Source organism: Rhizobium sp. PP-CC-3G-465 (genome assembly GCF_004343445.1).
Classification (GTDB): domain Bacteria; phylum Pseudomonadota; class Alphaproteobacteria; order Rhizobiales; family Rhizobiaceae; genus Ferranicluibacter; species Ferranicluibacter rubi.
Genome location: NZ_SLYH01000001.1, coordinates 1,508,621 through 1,522,785, shown reverse-complemented (window position 1 = coordinate 1,522,785; position 14,165 = coordinate 1,508,621). Strand labels below are relative to the sequence as shown.

Here is a 14,165-nt window from a genome sequence, read left to right as displayed (position 1 = left end):
GATATCTCCACTGGCGAGGTCTTCAGGATACCCAGGCCGGGCGATGGACGGCAGCCAAGCCCGACCCGATCCCGGACGTCGATCAGACGCCCTTGATCACCCGGGCGGCGATCAGGCCCTCCTTGCCGTCCGGCATCCGCTCGATCGGCGCTCCCTCGCGCAGGCTGCGATAGATGTCGTGGTCGTAGCGGATGGGGAAGGCGCGCCAGGAGGCGATCGTGCCATGCCGCGCCAGCGTCTGGCGCAAAGCGTCTTCCCAGATCTCGATCGGCTCCGTCGGCCGCGCCTTGTGGTTCACCTCGACGATGATGAGGAACGAACCGCCGACCTTGAGCACGCGGAAGATCTCGTCGATCGCGGTGTCGAGGTGATCGACATGGTCGAGCGAATTGAAGGAGCAGACGACATCCCGCGATCCGCTGGCGAACGGGATTTTTTCGACCGGTGCGCAGACATAGTCCATCTTGTGCTTGTCGATGCCGAGCGTGCGGTACTGATCGACGAGTGGATCGAGACCCGTGCGCGTGCCCGCCATGTCGGCCCATTCGAGGCTGCCTGCAGGGCCGCAGCCGACATCGAGCAGTGTCTTGCCCTTGTACCAGCCCTTATCGAGCGAGAAGAACTCGGTATAAAAATATTCGTAGTGATCATTGTCGAGCTTGCGCTCTTCACCGTAGAGGCCCTTCCAGAAACGCATTTCCGAATATCCCTTGAACCACAGAAGGAGAGGCGCAGGGATGATCGGCCGGACGGCGCGAAAGATCGGCTTGGCGACGCGTTTGATGGTCGGATGCATGGAAACTCCGGGAAAGCAGGATCGAATTCCCATCAGGCTATCCTTATTTTGAAGAGTTTACATTAGACGTTTCGGTCATATCTTCAGACATCGTTAACCTCGCCCGCCGGAGCGCCCTCGGTGGACTCGATATGGCGGAACCTCTTCCCAAAGCGGCGCTCGCGTCTTACATCACCATTGGTGCCAACGACGCGTGGCCTTGCGTCCGCCGCGTCCGCTCATTCGAGCCACCCCTCCTGCTTTCTGGACCGTTTCCCATGCAATGGACCGATGAGGCGATTATTCTCGGCATTCGGCGACATGGGGAAACCTCCGTCGTTGCCGAAGTGATGACGCGCGCGCGGGGGCGCCATCTCGGCCTCGTGCGTGGCGGCCGGTCGCGAGCGCTCCAGCCCGTGCTGCAGCCGGGCAATGCGGTCGAGGTCACATGGCGGGCGCGGCTGGACGAGCATCTCGGCGAATTCCGCATGGAGCCGGTGGAACTGCGCGCCGCACGCCTGATGGAGACGGCGACGGCGGTCTACGGCGTCCAGGCCATGGCGGCGCTCCTGCGGTTGCTGCCCGAGCGCGATCCGCATCCGCATCTCTATACGTCGCTGTCCGTCATCCTCGACCATCTGCACGACCCGAAGGATGCCGGCGAACTCTTCGTGCGGTTCGAGATCGCGGTGCTTGAGGATCTCGGCTTCGGCCTCGATCTCGCGCGCTGCGCCGCCACGGGCGCAAGGGAGGATCTGGCTTTCATCTCTCCGAAATCCGGCCGCGCCGTCAGCCGCACGGCGGGTCTGCCCTATGCTGATCGCATGTTCGCGCTGCCGCCTTTCCTCGCGCTTGAGGGCAGGGCTGCCGACAGGCAAAGCCTTGAAGACGCGCTGCGCATGACGGGCTATTTCCTGCATCGGCATGTCTACGAGCCACGCGGTATCGAAATCTCCGCTGCAAGAAACGGCTTCGTCCAGGCGGCGATGAAGGCACTTGGCGCTGTCCGGACGATGCCTGATGCGTCCCCGACTGGGGAAAAGCCGATCGACATCCTGCTCCCGTGAGGAGAATCGCACGGTTTCTGTCTTGGTTTCCGCTGCAATGACGATAAGTTGCCGTCTTTCCTTATCGCCTCTGTCGGCCGCAGCCGCAGGGGTTTGCATGACGGGTGCCCATGACCGACCTTCTTGTCCTCGCTGCCTTCATCTTCTCGTTCCTGGCCTTTGCCCGCACCCGGCAGGCAAACGAGCGGTTCACGCGCGACATCGCCTTCCTCCAGTCGGAGATCGCCCGCCTTTCCGCGGCCCACCTTCCCGGGACGCTTGTGGCAGGCCCGGCGACGGATGTCGCGGTGGTGGAAACGCAAGCTCCCGAGGTGGAGGAGGGTGAGCGATCAGCGGCGGCCATCGACCCGGAGACGATCGAGGCTGAGCCCGCCTCCGTACCACCGGAGGAAACAGAGCCGCAGAAGCCGCGCGAATCCCTCGAAAGCTGGCTCGGTGCCCGTTGGGCCGTCTGGGTCGGCGGCATCGCGCTGGCGCTTGGCGGTATCTTTCTGGTCAAGGTGTCGATCGATGCCGGGCTGCTCAGCCCCGCCGTGCGGCTGGTGCTGGCGGCGCTGTTCGGCGCGGCACTCATGGTCGGTGGCGAGATGATCCGCCGGCGCGGTCCCGCAGATGGCGGACAGCGCTTCGCCAATGCCATGATTCCCGGCATCCTGACCGCGGCCGGTGCGGTGACGCTGCTCGGTGCGATCTTCGCGGCCCATGCGGTCTACGATTTCATCGGCCCGACCACGGCTTTCGTCCTCATGGGGCTGGTGTCGTTCCTCGTTCTCGGCCTGTCTCTGCGTCACGGACAGGCGCTGGCCGGCCTCGGCCTTGCCGCGTCGCTCGTCACGCCGCTTCTGATCGATGCCGAAGATCCCTCGCCATGGAGCCTGTTCGCCTTCCTGTCGCTCGTCTGGCTGGCCGCGATGGCGACGGCGCGGATCGGCCGCTGGCGGATCGTGCCGGCCTTCGCCAATATCGGCCTTGCCCTCTGGGGCACCGTCTACCTGATTGCGGAAGACCCTGCCGTCACCCTGCCGGTCTCCCTCTCGCTGCTCGTCCTGATCGCCGGCCACGCCTATGTCTGGCCGGCCGGTGCCGACGACGCGGAACCGGAGGCAATCGAGGACGAAGCGGAGACGCTTCCGGTTGCCGAAGACACGACGACGGGGGCAGGGGACGCCTCGGCAACACCGGTACCGGCACCGCGCCGCGCTGCGCACTGGCGCCGCCTGCTGCTGCCGCGTCATGCCCCCATCATCCTCACCGGCGCCTTTGCCGTGCTGATGACGGGGCTTTCGCTCATCGGCCCGCTGACGGAGACCGACGGCAATCCGACCTTCGAATTCCTGGCGGTCACCGCGGCTCTCGGCTTCCTTGGCGCATTGCGCGCGCGCGCTGTCACCGCAGCACTGACGGCCGGTCTCATGGCGATCCTCGGCGTCTCGACGCTGGCCACGCTTCCGTTTCTGCTGGAGCTCTCCAGCATCGGCGTCGTTGCCGAAAGGTCGTTCGCGACATCGCCGGTCGCTGCCTTGAGCCTCGCGGCCATCTTCATCGCGCTCTGCGCCTTCGCCCTGCATCGTCATCGCGACAGGTACCGGTTCGCCATCCTCTGGTCGGGTCTTGCCGCCGTCACCTCGGTCGCCTGCATCGGGCTCTCCTTCCTCATCTTGGGCACCTATTCGTTCGATCCTCTCCACGGCCTTGCCGCGGTGGCTGCCGCCATGGCCTTCCTCGCGCTTGCGGAGATTTTCGCCCGCCGCGATGCGTCCTTCCCGAGTGTCGCCCAGGGCCTGCTGCTGGCTGGTGCGCTCGGTCAGCTGGTCGTTGCCGCACATGCGTTGTCGGATGGATTGTGGACGGTGCTCGCCATGGCCGTCTTCGCGGTCGCCTTCATCGCAGCCACGCGGGTGCGCAACTGGGCGGCGCTGCCGTGGGTCGGAGCGCTCGGCTTCGTGTTCGTCCTCGCGCGCATCGGCTGGGAACCGACCATCGTCGGGCCGCTCGCGCTCGGCCGGACACCGGTGCTGAACGCGCTGCTGCCGGGCTATGGCATTCCCGCGCTCTTCGCCCTCTGGTCGGCCTATACGCTGCGGGACTGGCCGTCAGACCGTCTGCGGAACACGCTGCAGGCCATCGCCAGCCTGTTCGGCCTGCTGACGCTTGCCATTCTGGTGCGGCACGCCATGAACGGTGGGCAGCTGCAGGGCGGCGCGCCGTCACTGTCGGAACAGTCGATCTATACGCTGCTGGTCATCGGCGCCTCTGCCATCCTCATGCGCCTCGATCTCAGCCGCCCCGGCTCGTTCTTCCGCTATGGCAGCATCGGTCTCGGCGCGATCTCTCTGCTGATGATGCTTTCCGCCCACCTCGTCGGCCTCAATCCCTATTTCACCGGCGAACTTCTCGGGCCCTATCCGCTGTTCGACCTGCTGCTGATCGGCTACCTGCTGCCGGGCCTCGCCTACGCCGCGCTGGCACGCATGGCCATCGGCCGGCGTCCGCCCGCTTTCGTCGCGGCGCTTGCAACGGCTGCGGCCGTGCTGGTCTTCACCTGGGCTACCTTGTCGGTGCGCCGCGCCTGGCAAGGTCCGAGCATTGCCGACTGGAAGGGCTTCCTCGCCGGCGAGACTTACACCTATTCGGTCGTCTGGCTCGCTCTCGGGGTGCTCCTGCTCGTCGCCAGCCTTCGCTTCCATAGCCGCAGCATGCGCATCGTCTCCGGCGTGCTCGTCTTCGTCACGGTGCTCAAGGTCTTTCTGTTCGACATGGCCAATCTGGAAGGCCTGCTGCGCGCGCTGTCCTTCATGGGCCTCGGCATCGTGTTGATCGGCATCGGCCTGTTCTACCAGAAGGTTCTGACCGCGCGGCCGAAACCCGCCGCCGATGTCCTGCCCGGATCAGGCGCGTGACGCAGGCGGCATCGGCCTTGGCGGCCGCCTTCGCTCCGTTCGCGGATCTCGCGGAAGCGCTCCTTGCCGAGGGCACGACGGGAGACGACGGGTCGCACGATGCGGCCCACCTCGTCCGGGTCTGGCGCAATGTTTGCCGCCTTCAGGCGGAGGAGGGCGGCGACCTGCGCCGCCTCTGCGCCGCCGTGCTGCTGCATGACGGGGTAGCGGTCGAAAAGAACGCGCCGAACCGGGCGAGCGCTTCCCGGCTTGCGGCGGACAAGGCTCGGGGACTTCTCGCACGTCTCGGCTGGAACGCGGCGGATATCGATGCCGTCGCCCACGCCATCCTCACCCACAGCTTCTCGGCCGGCATTCCGCCGGAGACGATCGAGGCCAAGATCCTGCAGGATGCCGACAGGCTCGACGCGATCGGCATGATCGGCGCCGCACGCTGCTTCTATATCGCCGGCCGCCTCGGCAGCGGTCTCTACGATCCGCTCGACCCCCTGGCGCAGCGCCGGCCGCTGGATGACAAGGCCTTCGCGCTCGACCACTTCGAAGTGAAGCTCTTCAAGCTCGCCGCAAACTTCCAGACGGAGAGCGGACGACGTATGGCGGGCGAACGGCAGGATCGGCTGCGCACCGTCGTTGACATGCTGATGCAGGAGGTCGCCTGAATAAGAAGAGCGGCCGATCCGCTCGGCCGCGTCGGCGAGTGGTCCCGGCATTAACCTCGTAACCGAAAATTCACCATGGAAATTTGACTCTGCCCGGTTGCAATGGTGTTCTGCTCGCGTCTTTCACCTTCGAGACGTGACCGGAAACGGCCGCCAGCGGGATGTCCATGCGCGCCACCAGACACATTGCCAGCCTCGATGGCCTGAGGGGGATCGCCGCCTTCCTCGTGGTGATGTCGCATGTCGCCCTTCTTTATCCGCACCTGCCGGGCTGGTTCTCGCTGAACATCGGTGCCGAGGCGGTCGAGATCTTCTTCGCGCTCAGCGGTTTCCTCATGGCCAGCCTCTACGCAGCGCGGCCGCTCGACCGGGTGGCGGCAACCGATTATCTGGTGCACCGCTTCGCCCGCATCTACCCCGTCTATCTCGTGGCCGTGCTGTTCGTCGTGATTCTGTCGCTGGTGCCGGGCCTCGATTACATTCACCCGATCCACGGTCCGGTCGAGATCGTCAGGCATGTCATCCTTCTCGGCTCGTCCGGCGTCTTCTGGTCGGTGCCGCCGGAAATCCAGTTCTATTTCTTCTTCCTGCTGGTCTGGCTGTGCCTATCCAATCCCCGCAGGTACCGTTTTCTAGCGCTGTTCCTGGCAGCCTGCGTGGCTGTCGATGCCGTTTTCGACTTCCCCGGCCCGGGCATTATGCTGCCGTCGAAGATCCATTTCTTCATGGCAGGCGTCGCCGCCGGTCTTCTCTACGCGTCCGGACGTCTCCGCCCCAAAGGTTGGGTGGTCGGCGTCGCGACGCTGGGGCTTTTGGGTTTCGTCTTCCTGTCGAAGATCCTGTTGTGGCGCGACCAGCAGGATGGCTGGGGGCTTGTCATGGCGGTGACGGCGGGGGTGATCGTCTTCCTGACGGCGCAGGAGCAGTCCCTGTCGCGGGCGCTTCTCGCAAGTCCGCCCTTGCGGTTCCTTGGCAAGATCAGCTTTTCGCTGTACCTCTTTCATGTGCCGGTCATGTTCCTGTCGATGAAGACGCTCGGCCTCTTTCTCCCCGGTCCCGCTGCGGTCGTCCTCTCGGTCTGTCTCGCCGTCGTCTTCGCGACTTACTCGTACCACCTCATCGAGGACCCGGTACGCCGCAGGCTGGTGGAGCGTTGGAAGCGGCATCGGGCGCGGAGCGCCGTCGTCGCGCAGAGCGAACCGCGCGGAAGAATCGCATCGACGGCGTGACCCGTTGGCGGCTACAACGGAGCTTTCCCGTTGCCGCTGAAGGACTACCCGAATGCCCGTGAACCCCAAGGTCGTCGCACTCAATATCCACCCGCTGAAGAGCGGCCGGGCGATCCCCGTCGATCACGCCGAGGTTCGGCTGGATGGCTTTGCCGGCGACCGCCGCTTCATGCTTGTGGATCCCGAAGGTACGTTCATCACCCAGCGCGAGTGTCAACCTCTGGCGCAGATCTCTGCCGTGCCGCGAGACGGCGGGCTCGATCTGGAAATGGGCGGCGCCCATCTGTCCGTTCGGTTTACGGGCGACCGGCGCATGACGGTGCGTGTCTGGTCGAGCAGCGTCGATGCCGCCTGCGCGGACGACGCCGCAAACGAAACCCTGTCCGGCTGGCTCGGCCGCCCGGTCCGGTTGGTGCACATGGATGACAAGGCCGAACGCACGGTTGGCGCGGAGTGGGCAGGCGAGCCGGCACCCGTCGGGTTTGCGGATGGCTTCCCGATCCTCATCACGACCATCGGTTCGCTAGACGCGCTCAACCGGACGCTCGCGTCGAAGGGCCAGCCCATCGTCGGCATGGACCGTTTCCGCACCAATATTCTCCTCGATCACGACACGGCCTGGGAGGAGGATCTGTGGGAAGCGGTCGAGATCGGCGGCATCCGGTTCGACCTCGTCAAACCCTGTGCCCGCTGCATCATGACCACGCAGGACCAGATGACCGGCGAACGCATCGGTGGAAACCCGATCGAGGCGCTGCGGGTGGAGCGCATGTCGGCCGACCGCAGGGTTCCCGGTGTCCTATTCGGCTGGAATGCGGTACCGCGCGGCACCGGGCGCATCGCGCTCGGCGATCCCGTCCGCATCGTCTCGACCCGCACCGAGCGCTGGCCGATGAAGCATCGCGCCTGACCGGATGTCCGGACTTTGCCTGTAGGCGAACCACCGCCTGCGGGCGACCAGTGCCAGCTTGCCGAGGGCAAGGCCGATGACGCTGCCGAGCGACTTCACCAGCGCATCGGAAAACCGCGCGTGCCGGGTCGGCGAGATCCATTGCAGCATCTCGATGAAGAAGGCAGCGGCGATGAGAAACAGCGCGAGCGAAATCCACCGTCGCGGATAGGCGATGGCGAAGATCGCGCCTGCCAGCGCAAAGGCCGCAGCCCGGTCGAGACCGACCATCGTCACCGTATGCGGCCGCCAGCCGAGGGGCGAGATCGTCACAAGAACGAGCACGAGGAGGGCGGCCCAGGCGGCAGCGCGGAACAAGGAGCGGAGTGTCATCGAACTGTCATAGAACCCGAGGGTCTATGTTGCAATGCACATGGTCGGTAAGGCCGGGCCGTCGCCGTCGCAGCCAGGGCTTATGCTCGATATGATAAAAAGGGATCGCGGACGGCTTGATATCTGTCACAAAACTTTCTAATTCAGCAAGACCGGCAAAGCCGGTTTTGTTTTAATCCCTTTATGCTCGTAATGAGCATATTTGCTGTCGTGGTGGAGCGGCGGAGAGCGAGGATGGCATGACCGATGCATTTCTAGCGATGGAAGGCCTGTCGACGGACGGCGCAACGCTGGCGCGTCCGCAAACCGCCGCCGAGCGCTTCGGCGTCTTGCCCATGCCGGACCTCACCTTCACGCCCGAGACCGCGCGGGAGACGGAGCACCTCTACCAGAAGGTCCGGGACTTCATCCCTGCCTTCGAGTGGCCGGTCTACGCACCTTACGTCGCGGCCATCAACCGGCTGAAGCGCGAGCGCAACGCCGTCATCCTCGCCCACAACTACCAGACTCCGGAGATCTTCCACTGCGTGGCCGATATCGTCGGGGATTCCCTGCAGCTTGCCCGCGATGCGACGCGGGTGGATGCGGAGATCATCGTGCAGTGCGGCGTGCACTTCATGGCCGAAACGTCGAAGCTCTTGAACCCGCAGAAGACGGTACTTATCCCGGATTCACGGGCCGGCTGCTCGCTATCGGAATCGATCACCGGCGCCGATGTCCGCCTGCTGAAGCAGCGCTATCCCGGCGTGCCGGTCGTCACCTACGTCAACACTTCCGCCGATGTGAAGGCCGAGACCGACATCTGCTGCACCTCGTCCAACGTGCTCGCCATCGTCGAGAGCCTGGAGAGCGACACCGTGCTCTGCATTCCCGACGAATATCTGGCCATGAACGTCGCCAAGCAGACCAATAAGAAGATCCTCACCTGGAAGGGCCACTGCGAGGTGCACGAGCGCTTCACGGCCGGCGAACTGCTCGCCTACAAGGCCGCCCATCCCGGCATCGAGATCATCGGCCATCCCGAATGCCATCCGGATGTGATCGCGGTCTGCGATTTCGCGGGTTCGACCGCCGGCATGATCAACTACGTCAAGGACAAGCGCCCGCCCAAAGTGCTGCTGGTCACCGAATGCTCCATGGCCTCCAACATCCAGGCGGAGGTTGAGGGTGTCGAGTTCATCAAGCCGTGCAACCTCTGTCCGCACATGAAGCGCATCACGCTGCCGAAGATCCTCGACAGCCTGCTGACGATGACGGACGAGGTGCTGATCGATCCCGAGATCGCCGACCGCGCGCGGCTGGCCGTCGAACGGATGATCAACCTCAAGCAGTAGCAGCCTGAAAAGCCGGCGGAGGAGACTGCCATGCTGACCGATCATTTTCGTCCCCAATCCTTCAACGGCATCGACGACATCGTCATCGTCGGCGGCGGGCTCGCCGGCCTGTTCTGCGCGTTGAAACTCAGCCCGCGCCCGGTCACGGTGTTGGCGGCCGCGCCCATCGGCCAAGGCGCATCCTCCGCCTGGGCGCAGGGCGGTATCGCGGCGGCGATGAGTCCCGGCGATTCAATCGACTCCCACGTCGCCGATACGCTGGCGGCCGGCGCCGGCATCGTGGATGAGAAGATGGCGCGCCGGATGGTGTCGGAAGGCCCGGCCCGCATCCACGATCTTCTTGCCTATGGCGTGCCGTTCGATCGCGATCTGGAAGGGCACCTGCTGCTCTCGCGCGAGGCCGCCCATTCCGAGCGCCGCATCGTGCGCGTGAAGGGCGACATGGCCGGGCGCGCCATCATGGAAGCGCTGATCGCCACGGTTCGCGCCACGCCGTCCATCCGGGTGATGGAGGGCTATGTCGTCGAAGAGCTGATCCGCGAAGGCCGCTTCATCGCCGGCGTCGTCGCCCGGCCGGATGCCGGACAGTCGCGAAAGCGCATCTCGTTTCCGGCGCGCGCCGTCGTGCTCTGCTCGGGCGGTGTCGGCCACCTCTTTGCCGTCACCACCAATCCGCGCGAGGCGAGCGGGCAGGGTGTCGGTATGGCAGCACGCGCCGGCGCCATCATCGCCGATCCCGAATTCGTCCAGTTCCACCCGACCGCCATCGATATCGGCCGCGACCCCGCGCCGCTGGCGACAGAAGCCCTTCGCGGCGACGGCGCCCAGCTCATCAACGGGGATGGCCACCGCTTCATGCTCGACATCCATCCGGACGGCGAGCTTGCCCCGCGCGACATCGTCTCGCGCGGCGTCTTCGCCGAAGTGACTGCCGGCCGCGGCGCCTTCCTCGATTGCCGCAAGGCGGTGGGCGACCATTTCCCGCAGGTCTTCCCCACCGTCTATGCTTCCTGCATGGCAGCGGGCATCGATCCGGTGACGCAGCCGATCCCGGTGGAGCCCGCCGTCCACTACCACATGGGCGGCATCCTCACCGACGCCGAGGGCCGCACCTCGATCGACGGCCTCTGGGCGGCCGGCGAGGTGACCTCCACCGGCGTTCACGGCGCGAACCGCCTCGCGTCAAACTCGCTGCTCGAAGCCGTCGTCTTCGCCGCCCGCATCGCCGAGAACATCCAGGGCATGCTGCCGGCACCGCGCCAGGGCAACTGGGCCGGCAATGCCGGCGAGAGCGACGATCTCGTGACGGTCGAGGACAGCCCGCAATTGCGGGAACTCCGCCGCACCATGTCTGCCCATGCCGGCGTCATCCGCGACCGGGCGGGCCTGCTAACGGCTGCCCGCACCATCGCCGCGCTGGAGCGCGACACGCCGCGCCTGCGCTTCGCCAATATCGTCACGACCGCCAAGCTGATTGTCGCCGGTGCGTTGATCCGCGAGGAAAGCCGCGGTGGGCACTTCCGCTCCGATTTCCCCGAGCCCAGCGCGCAGTGGCAGCACCGCACCTTCATGACGCTGGAGGAGGCCGACGGCATCTTCGCCGACGCCACGGAAACCGCGACGTCGTGACCACGCCGAACCCTATCGAGAGACCCCCGATGACCGCTCTTCCACCCTACCTCCCCACACTCATGGTCGAGGATATCGTTCGTGCAGCCCTCCTCGAAGATCTCGGCCGCGCCGGCGATATCACCACGGCGGCCACCATCGCCCCGCATCTCATAGCGACCGCGACCATGAACGTCCGGGAAGCCGGCGTCGTTGTCGGGCTCGAGCTTGCCCGCGCCGCCTTCCGCCTCGTGGATCCGTCGCTCGCCTTCGAGGCACTGGCAAACGATGGCGAACGTGTCGCCGCCGGCACCGCCATTGCCCGCATCTCAGGCCCGGCGCGCGGGCTTCTTTCGGCGGAGCGTGTGGCGCTGAACTTCCTCATGCATCTGAGCGGCGTCGCCACCACCACCGCCCGCTATGCCGACGCCATCGCCCATACGACGGCCAAGGTCTGCTGCACGCGCAAGACGCTGCCGGGCCTTCGCGCTGTTGAGAAATATGCCGTGCGGCTCGGCGGCGGGTCCAATCACCGCTATGGTCTCGATGATGCGATCCTGATCAAGGACAACCACATCGCGGTGTCCGGCGGCGTCGCTCCCGCCATCCGCGCCGCCCAGGCCTATGCCGGCCATCTGGTCAGGGTGGAGGTCGAGGTGGATGGGCTGGAGCAGATGGAGCAAGCGCTGTCGGCCACGCCCGATGCCATTCTCCTCGACAATATGGGCCCGGACCTCCTGCGCGAGGCCGTGGCGCTGAATGCGGCGCATTGGGGGCTCTCCCCGGATGTCTACGCGAGCGACCAGCGGCGCACGCGCCTCGAAGCGTCTGGAAACGTCGATCTCACCACCATCGCCGCCATTGCCGAGACGGGCGTAGACTATATCTCCACGTCGAAGATCACCATGGCGGCGCCGACGCTCGACATCGGTCTGGACATCGGGATCGGCAACCCCTGACGGTGCAAACCCTGTCGGATACGCCACAGGTTTGCGCAGCATAAACGACAACGGAGACGGCATTTGAGCGATATCTGGATGTTCATCCTCATCGGCTTTTTCGCGCAACTGGTCGATGGCGCGCTCGGCATGGCCTTCGGGGTCCTCTGTACCACCGCTCTGCTCGCCTTCGGCATGCCGCCGGCGGTGGCAAGCGCCATGACGCACATCACGGAGGTCTTTACCACGGCAGCCTCCGGCGCGTCCCACGTCTGGCAGCGCAATGTCGATTGGAAGCTCGTGATGCGGCTTGCACCGGCCGGCATGATCGGCGGTGTTCTCGGCGCCTATGTCCTCTCCAATATTGACGGCAAGGTCATCGAGCCCTTCATCTCCGTCTATCTCATCCTCATCGGCATCTATATCCTCATCAAGGCGTTCCGGCCGATGTTCCAGCGTGACGTGCACGACTGGACGGTCCCGCTGGTCGGTTTTGCAGGTGGTGGTCTCGATGCGGCCGGCGGTGGCGGCTGGGGCCCGATCGTCACGACCTCGCTCATCGGCCGTGGGCACGACCCGAAGAAGGTCATCGGCTCAACCAGCCTCACCGAATTCGCCGTAACGCTGACGATCTCCGCCACCTTCATCATCACGCTCGGCTGGTCGCAGCTCGACGCGGCGGTCGGCCTCATCATCGGCGGCGTCCTCGCAGCCCCCATCGGCGCCTACATCGTCAAGCACCTGCCGGTCCGTCCGCTGATGGTTGCAGTCTCCCTCATTATCATCGCCACGTCCGTCGTCCGCTTCTTTTGACCTCCAGCACGTTCCGTCTGCCGTCACGCGCTTGTGCGGGAACCTCGCGCAGCCCGAAACGTTGGGTTCATGCCATTCTCCAAATACGTCATGAATGCAACCCGGAGTCTTGGAAGCCTAAGGCCGGGAACACCAGGGAAGGACCACCATGACCTCCATGCTTATCACGCTCGCTGCAGCCACCCTTGCAGCCACTGTCGCCGCAGCCGTGCCCGCTGCCGCGCAAATGCAGTCCCAGACCGCCAGCGCTAGCTTCGTCGGCAAGGACGATAAGGAGACCGGACGCGCACTCCTGACCGCCGGAAAACACGGTGTGCTCATGGAAGTCGAAGTGACGGGCCTGCCGGCCGGCACGTGGGTCGCGTTCCACGTCCACGAGACGGGAAAGTGCGATCCGGCGCATGCCCACGCCTCGGCGGGCGCGCACTTCAATCCCGACAAGACGGAACACGGCTTCCTCGCCGCCAATGGCCCGCATGCCGGGGATATGCCGAACCAGTATGTCAGCGCCGACGGCACGCTCCGTGCTCAGGTCTTCAACAGCATGGTCACGCTGGACGACAAGACCAACGGCATCCGCGGACGCGCACTGATGATCCATGCCAAGCCAGACGACAACCGCAGCCAGCCTTCCGGCGACGCGGGCGATCGTCTCGCCTGCGCCGTCATCAAGTAAATCCGGCCGATTTCCGGATTAGGGATCAAGAGGACCGGGGTCATCGCCCCGGTCTTCGTTTGTCTGGAGTTCGGCCTCCGGCTTTACCGCAAACTCGTCCTTCACCTGCTTCAGCATGCTGCGCGTCGTCGCCCACCAGTTCGGCGTCGAGACCCAGTAGCGCAAGGTCACCGTCGCGCCGTCGCCCGCAAGCTCGGAGATGAAAACCGCCGGTGAAGGGTTCTTCAGCACGTTGTCGTTGCCACGGGCGATGTCCAGCAGCCGCTGCATCGCATCGTCGATGTCCTGATCCGCCCCGACGGAGATGGCCAGGTCGTGCTTGCGCGTCGGCAAGCGGCTGAAATTACGCACCGGCGTGTTCCACAGCGTCGAATTAGGCGCCAGCCTGTAGACGCCGTCGGAATCCACGAGCTCCGTTGCGAAAAGCCCGATCTCCCGGATCGTGCCGGTGACGCTCGACGTCTCGATGGATTCGCCCACCCGGAAGGGCCGGAGAACCAGAAGCATGATGCCGGCCGCGATGTTCTGCAGCGTACCCTGCAGCGCGAGGCCGATGGCGAGACCGGCGGCGCCGAGTGCGGCGATGATCGAGGCCGTCTGCACGCCGAACTGCCCCAGCACCGTCACGAAGACCAGTACCAGCAGGGCATAGCGGATGATGTTGGAGAAGAACCGGGCCAGCGTCTCGTCGATGCCATGAACGCGCTTCAGGCCGGCATAGGCCCAGTTGTGCAGCAGCCGGGCGATGAGCCAGCCGGCGCAGAGCAGCACCAGCGCGCCCACGATCGAGAAGGAATATTGCACGGCCAAGGCGGACGCCTGGCTGAGCGCCGTACGGGTGGCAAGGATGACGTCTGGCTGTTGTGGTTCCATGAAAGGCCCTC

Annotated in this window: 13 protein-coding genes; 10 read left to right on the top strand and 3 right to left on the bottom strand. The window is 65.3% G+C overall.

What is annotated here, in order from left to right:
- Positions 1-82: 82 nt before the first annotated feature.
- A complete protein-coding gene (locus C8J33_RS07140; protein ID WP_165910679.1) occupies positions 83-796 on the bottom strand; it encodes a class I SAM-dependent methyltransferase in 714 nt (237 codons plus the stop codon).
- A gap of 257 nt (positions 797-1,053) precedes the next feature.
- Here C8J33_RS07140 and recO point away from each other — a divergent pair, with 257 nt between their 5' ends.
- The 5 genes from recO to C8J33_RS07115 all read left to right on the top strand — a co-directional run bounded on the left by recO (position 1,054) and on the right by C8J33_RS07115 (position 7,540).
- Positions 1,054-1,842 carry a DNA repair protein RecO gene (gene recO, locus C8J33_RS07135; RefSeq protein WP_132446778.1) on the top strand — a complete coding sequence of 263 codons (789 nt, stop codon included), beginning with the start codon at positions 1,054-1,056 and terminating at the stop codon, positions 1,840-1,842.
- Positions 1,843-1,952: 110 nt separating this feature from the next.
- Complete coding sequence (locus C8J33_RS07130; protein ID WP_132663560.1) at positions 1,953-4,742, top strand: DUF2339 domain-containing protein; 2,790 nt, start codon at positions 1,953-1,955, stop codon at positions 4,740-4,742.
- The gene (locus C8J33_RS07125) at positions 4,739-5,401 is read left to right on the top strand and encodes an HD domain-containing protein (RefSeq protein WP_132663559.1); all 663 of its coding nucleotides are present in this window, start codon (positions 4,739-4,741) and stop codon (positions 5,399-5,401) included. Before C8J33_RS07130 ends, C8J33_RS07125 begins: the two co-directional genes overlap by 4 nt.
- A gap of 167 nt (positions 5,402-5,568) precedes the next feature.
- A complete protein-coding gene (locus tag C8J33_RS07120; RefSeq protein WP_165929752.1) occupies positions 5,569-6,630 on the top strand; it encodes an acyltransferase family protein in 1,062 nt (353 codons plus the stop codon).
- A 52-nt stretch (positions 6,631-6,682) separates the two neighbouring features.
- Positions 6,683-7,540, top strand: a complete 858-nt coding sequence (locus C8J33_RS07115) for an MOSC domain-containing protein (RefSeq protein WP_132663557.1) — start codon at positions 6,683-6,685, stop codon at positions 7,538-7,540.
- Here C8J33_RS07115 and C8J33_RS07110 read toward each other — a convergent pair.
- Positions 7,430-7,912, bottom strand: coding sequence for a VanZ family protein (locus C8J33_RS07110; protein WP_132663556.1), 483 nt, complete (start codon positions 7,910-7,912; stop codon positions 7,430-7,432). The two genes, C8J33_RS07115 and C8J33_RS07110, sit on opposite strands and share 111 nt — an antisense overlap.
- A gap of 260 nt (positions 7,913-8,172) precedes the next feature.
- On the opposite strand from C8J33_RS07110, the gene nadA reads away from it, so the two are divergent.
- From nadA to C8J33_RS07085, 5 genes are all read left to right on the top strand, one after another.
- Positions 8,173-9,246, top strand: a complete 1,074-nt coding sequence (gene nadA, locus C8J33_RS07105) for a quinolinate synthase NadA (RefSeq protein ID WP_132664484.1) — start codon at positions 8,173-8,175, stop codon at positions 9,244-9,246.
- 30 nt (positions 9,247-9,276) lie between these two features.
- Entirely contained in the window at positions 9,277-10,875 is a 1,599-nt protein-coding gene (locus C8J33_RS07100) for an L-aspartate oxidase (RefSeq protein ID WP_132663555.1), read from the top strand.
- A 29-nt stretch (positions 10,876-10,904) separates the two neighbouring features.
- Positions 10,905-11,813 (top strand): carboxylating nicotinate-nucleotide diphosphorylase, encoded by a 909-nt coding sequence (gene nadC / locus C8J33_RS07095; protein WP_132663554.1) that lies wholly within the window; start codon positions 10,905-10,907, stop codon positions 11,811-11,813.
- A gap of 78 nt (positions 11,814-11,891) precedes the next feature.
- Positions 11,892-12,605 carry a sulfite exporter TauE/SafE family protein gene (locus C8J33_RS07090; RefSeq protein WP_110800080.1) on the top strand — a complete coding sequence of 238 codons (714 nt, stop codon included), beginning with the start codon at positions 11,892-11,894 and terminating at the stop codon, positions 12,603-12,605.
- A gap of 157 nt (positions 12,606-12,762) precedes the next feature.
- On the top strand, positions 12,763-13,281 hold the full coding sequence (locus C8J33_RS07085) for a superoxide dismutase family protein (RefSeq protein ID WP_132664483.1): 519 nt from the start codon (positions 12,763-12,765) through the stop codon (positions 13,279-13,281).
- Between the two features lie 18 nt (positions 13,282-13,299).
- Here C8J33_RS07085 and C8J33_RS07080 read toward each other — a convergent pair whose 3' ends face one another.
- Positions 13,300-14,154 carry a mechanosensitive ion channel family protein gene (locus C8J33_RS07080; protein ID WP_132663553.1) on the bottom strand — a complete coding sequence of 285 codons (855 nt, stop codon included), beginning with the start codon at positions 14,152-14,154 and terminating at the stop codon, positions 13,300-13,302.
- Positions 14,155-14,165: the final 11 nt, after the last annotated feature.

Excerpts from the sequence above, each read along its gene's own strand:
- C8J33_RS07110 (WP_132663556.1), bottom strand. The coding sequence starts at position 7,912 with ATGACACTCCGCTCCTTGTTCCGCGCTGCCGCCTGGGCCGCCCTCCTC.
- C8J33_RS07090 (WP_110800080.1), top strand. The coding sequence starts at position 11,892 with ATGTTCATCCTCATCGGCTTTTTCGCGCAACTGGTCGATGGCGCGCTC.
- C8J33_RS07085 (WP_132664483.1), top strand. The coding sequence starts at position 12,763 with ATGCTTATCACGCTCGCTGCAGCCACCCTTGCAGCCACTGTCGCCGCA.
- nadC (WP_132663554.1), top strand. The coding sequence starts at position 10,905 with ATGACCGCTCTTCCACCCTACCTCCCCACACTCATGGTCGAGGATATC.
- nadA (WP_132664484.1), top strand. The coding sequence starts at position 8,173 with ATGGAAGGCCTGTCGACGGACGGCGCAACGCTGGCGCGTCCGCAAACC.
- C8J33_RS07140 (WP_165910679.1), bottom strand. The coding sequence starts at position 796 with ATGCATCCGACCATCAAACGCGTCGCCAAGCCGATCTTTCGCGCCGTC.
- C8J33_RS07130 (WP_132663560.1), top strand. The coding sequence starts at position 1,953 with ATGACCGACCTTCTTGTCCTCGCTGCCTTCATCTTCTCGTTCCTGGCC.
- C8J33_RS07080 (WP_132663553.1), bottom strand. The coding sequence starts at position 14,154 with ATGGAACCACAACAGCCAGACGTCATCCTTGCCACCCGTACGGCGCTC.
- C8J33_RS07100 (WP_132663555.1), top strand. The coding sequence starts at position 9,277 with ATGCTGACCGATCATTTTCGTCCCCAATCCTTCAACGGCATCGACGAC.
- C8J33_RS07120 (WP_165929752.1), top strand. The coding sequence starts at position 5,569 with ATGCGCGCCACCAGACACATTGCCAGCCTCGATGGCCTGAGGGGGATC.
- recO (WP_132446778.1), top strand. The coding sequence starts at position 1,054 with ATGCAATGGACCGATGAGGCGATTATTCTCGGCATTCGGCGACATGGG.
- C8J33_RS07115 (WP_132663557.1), top strand. The coding sequence starts at position 6,683 with ATGCCCGTGAACCCCAAGGTCGTCGCACTCAATATCCACCCGCTGAAG.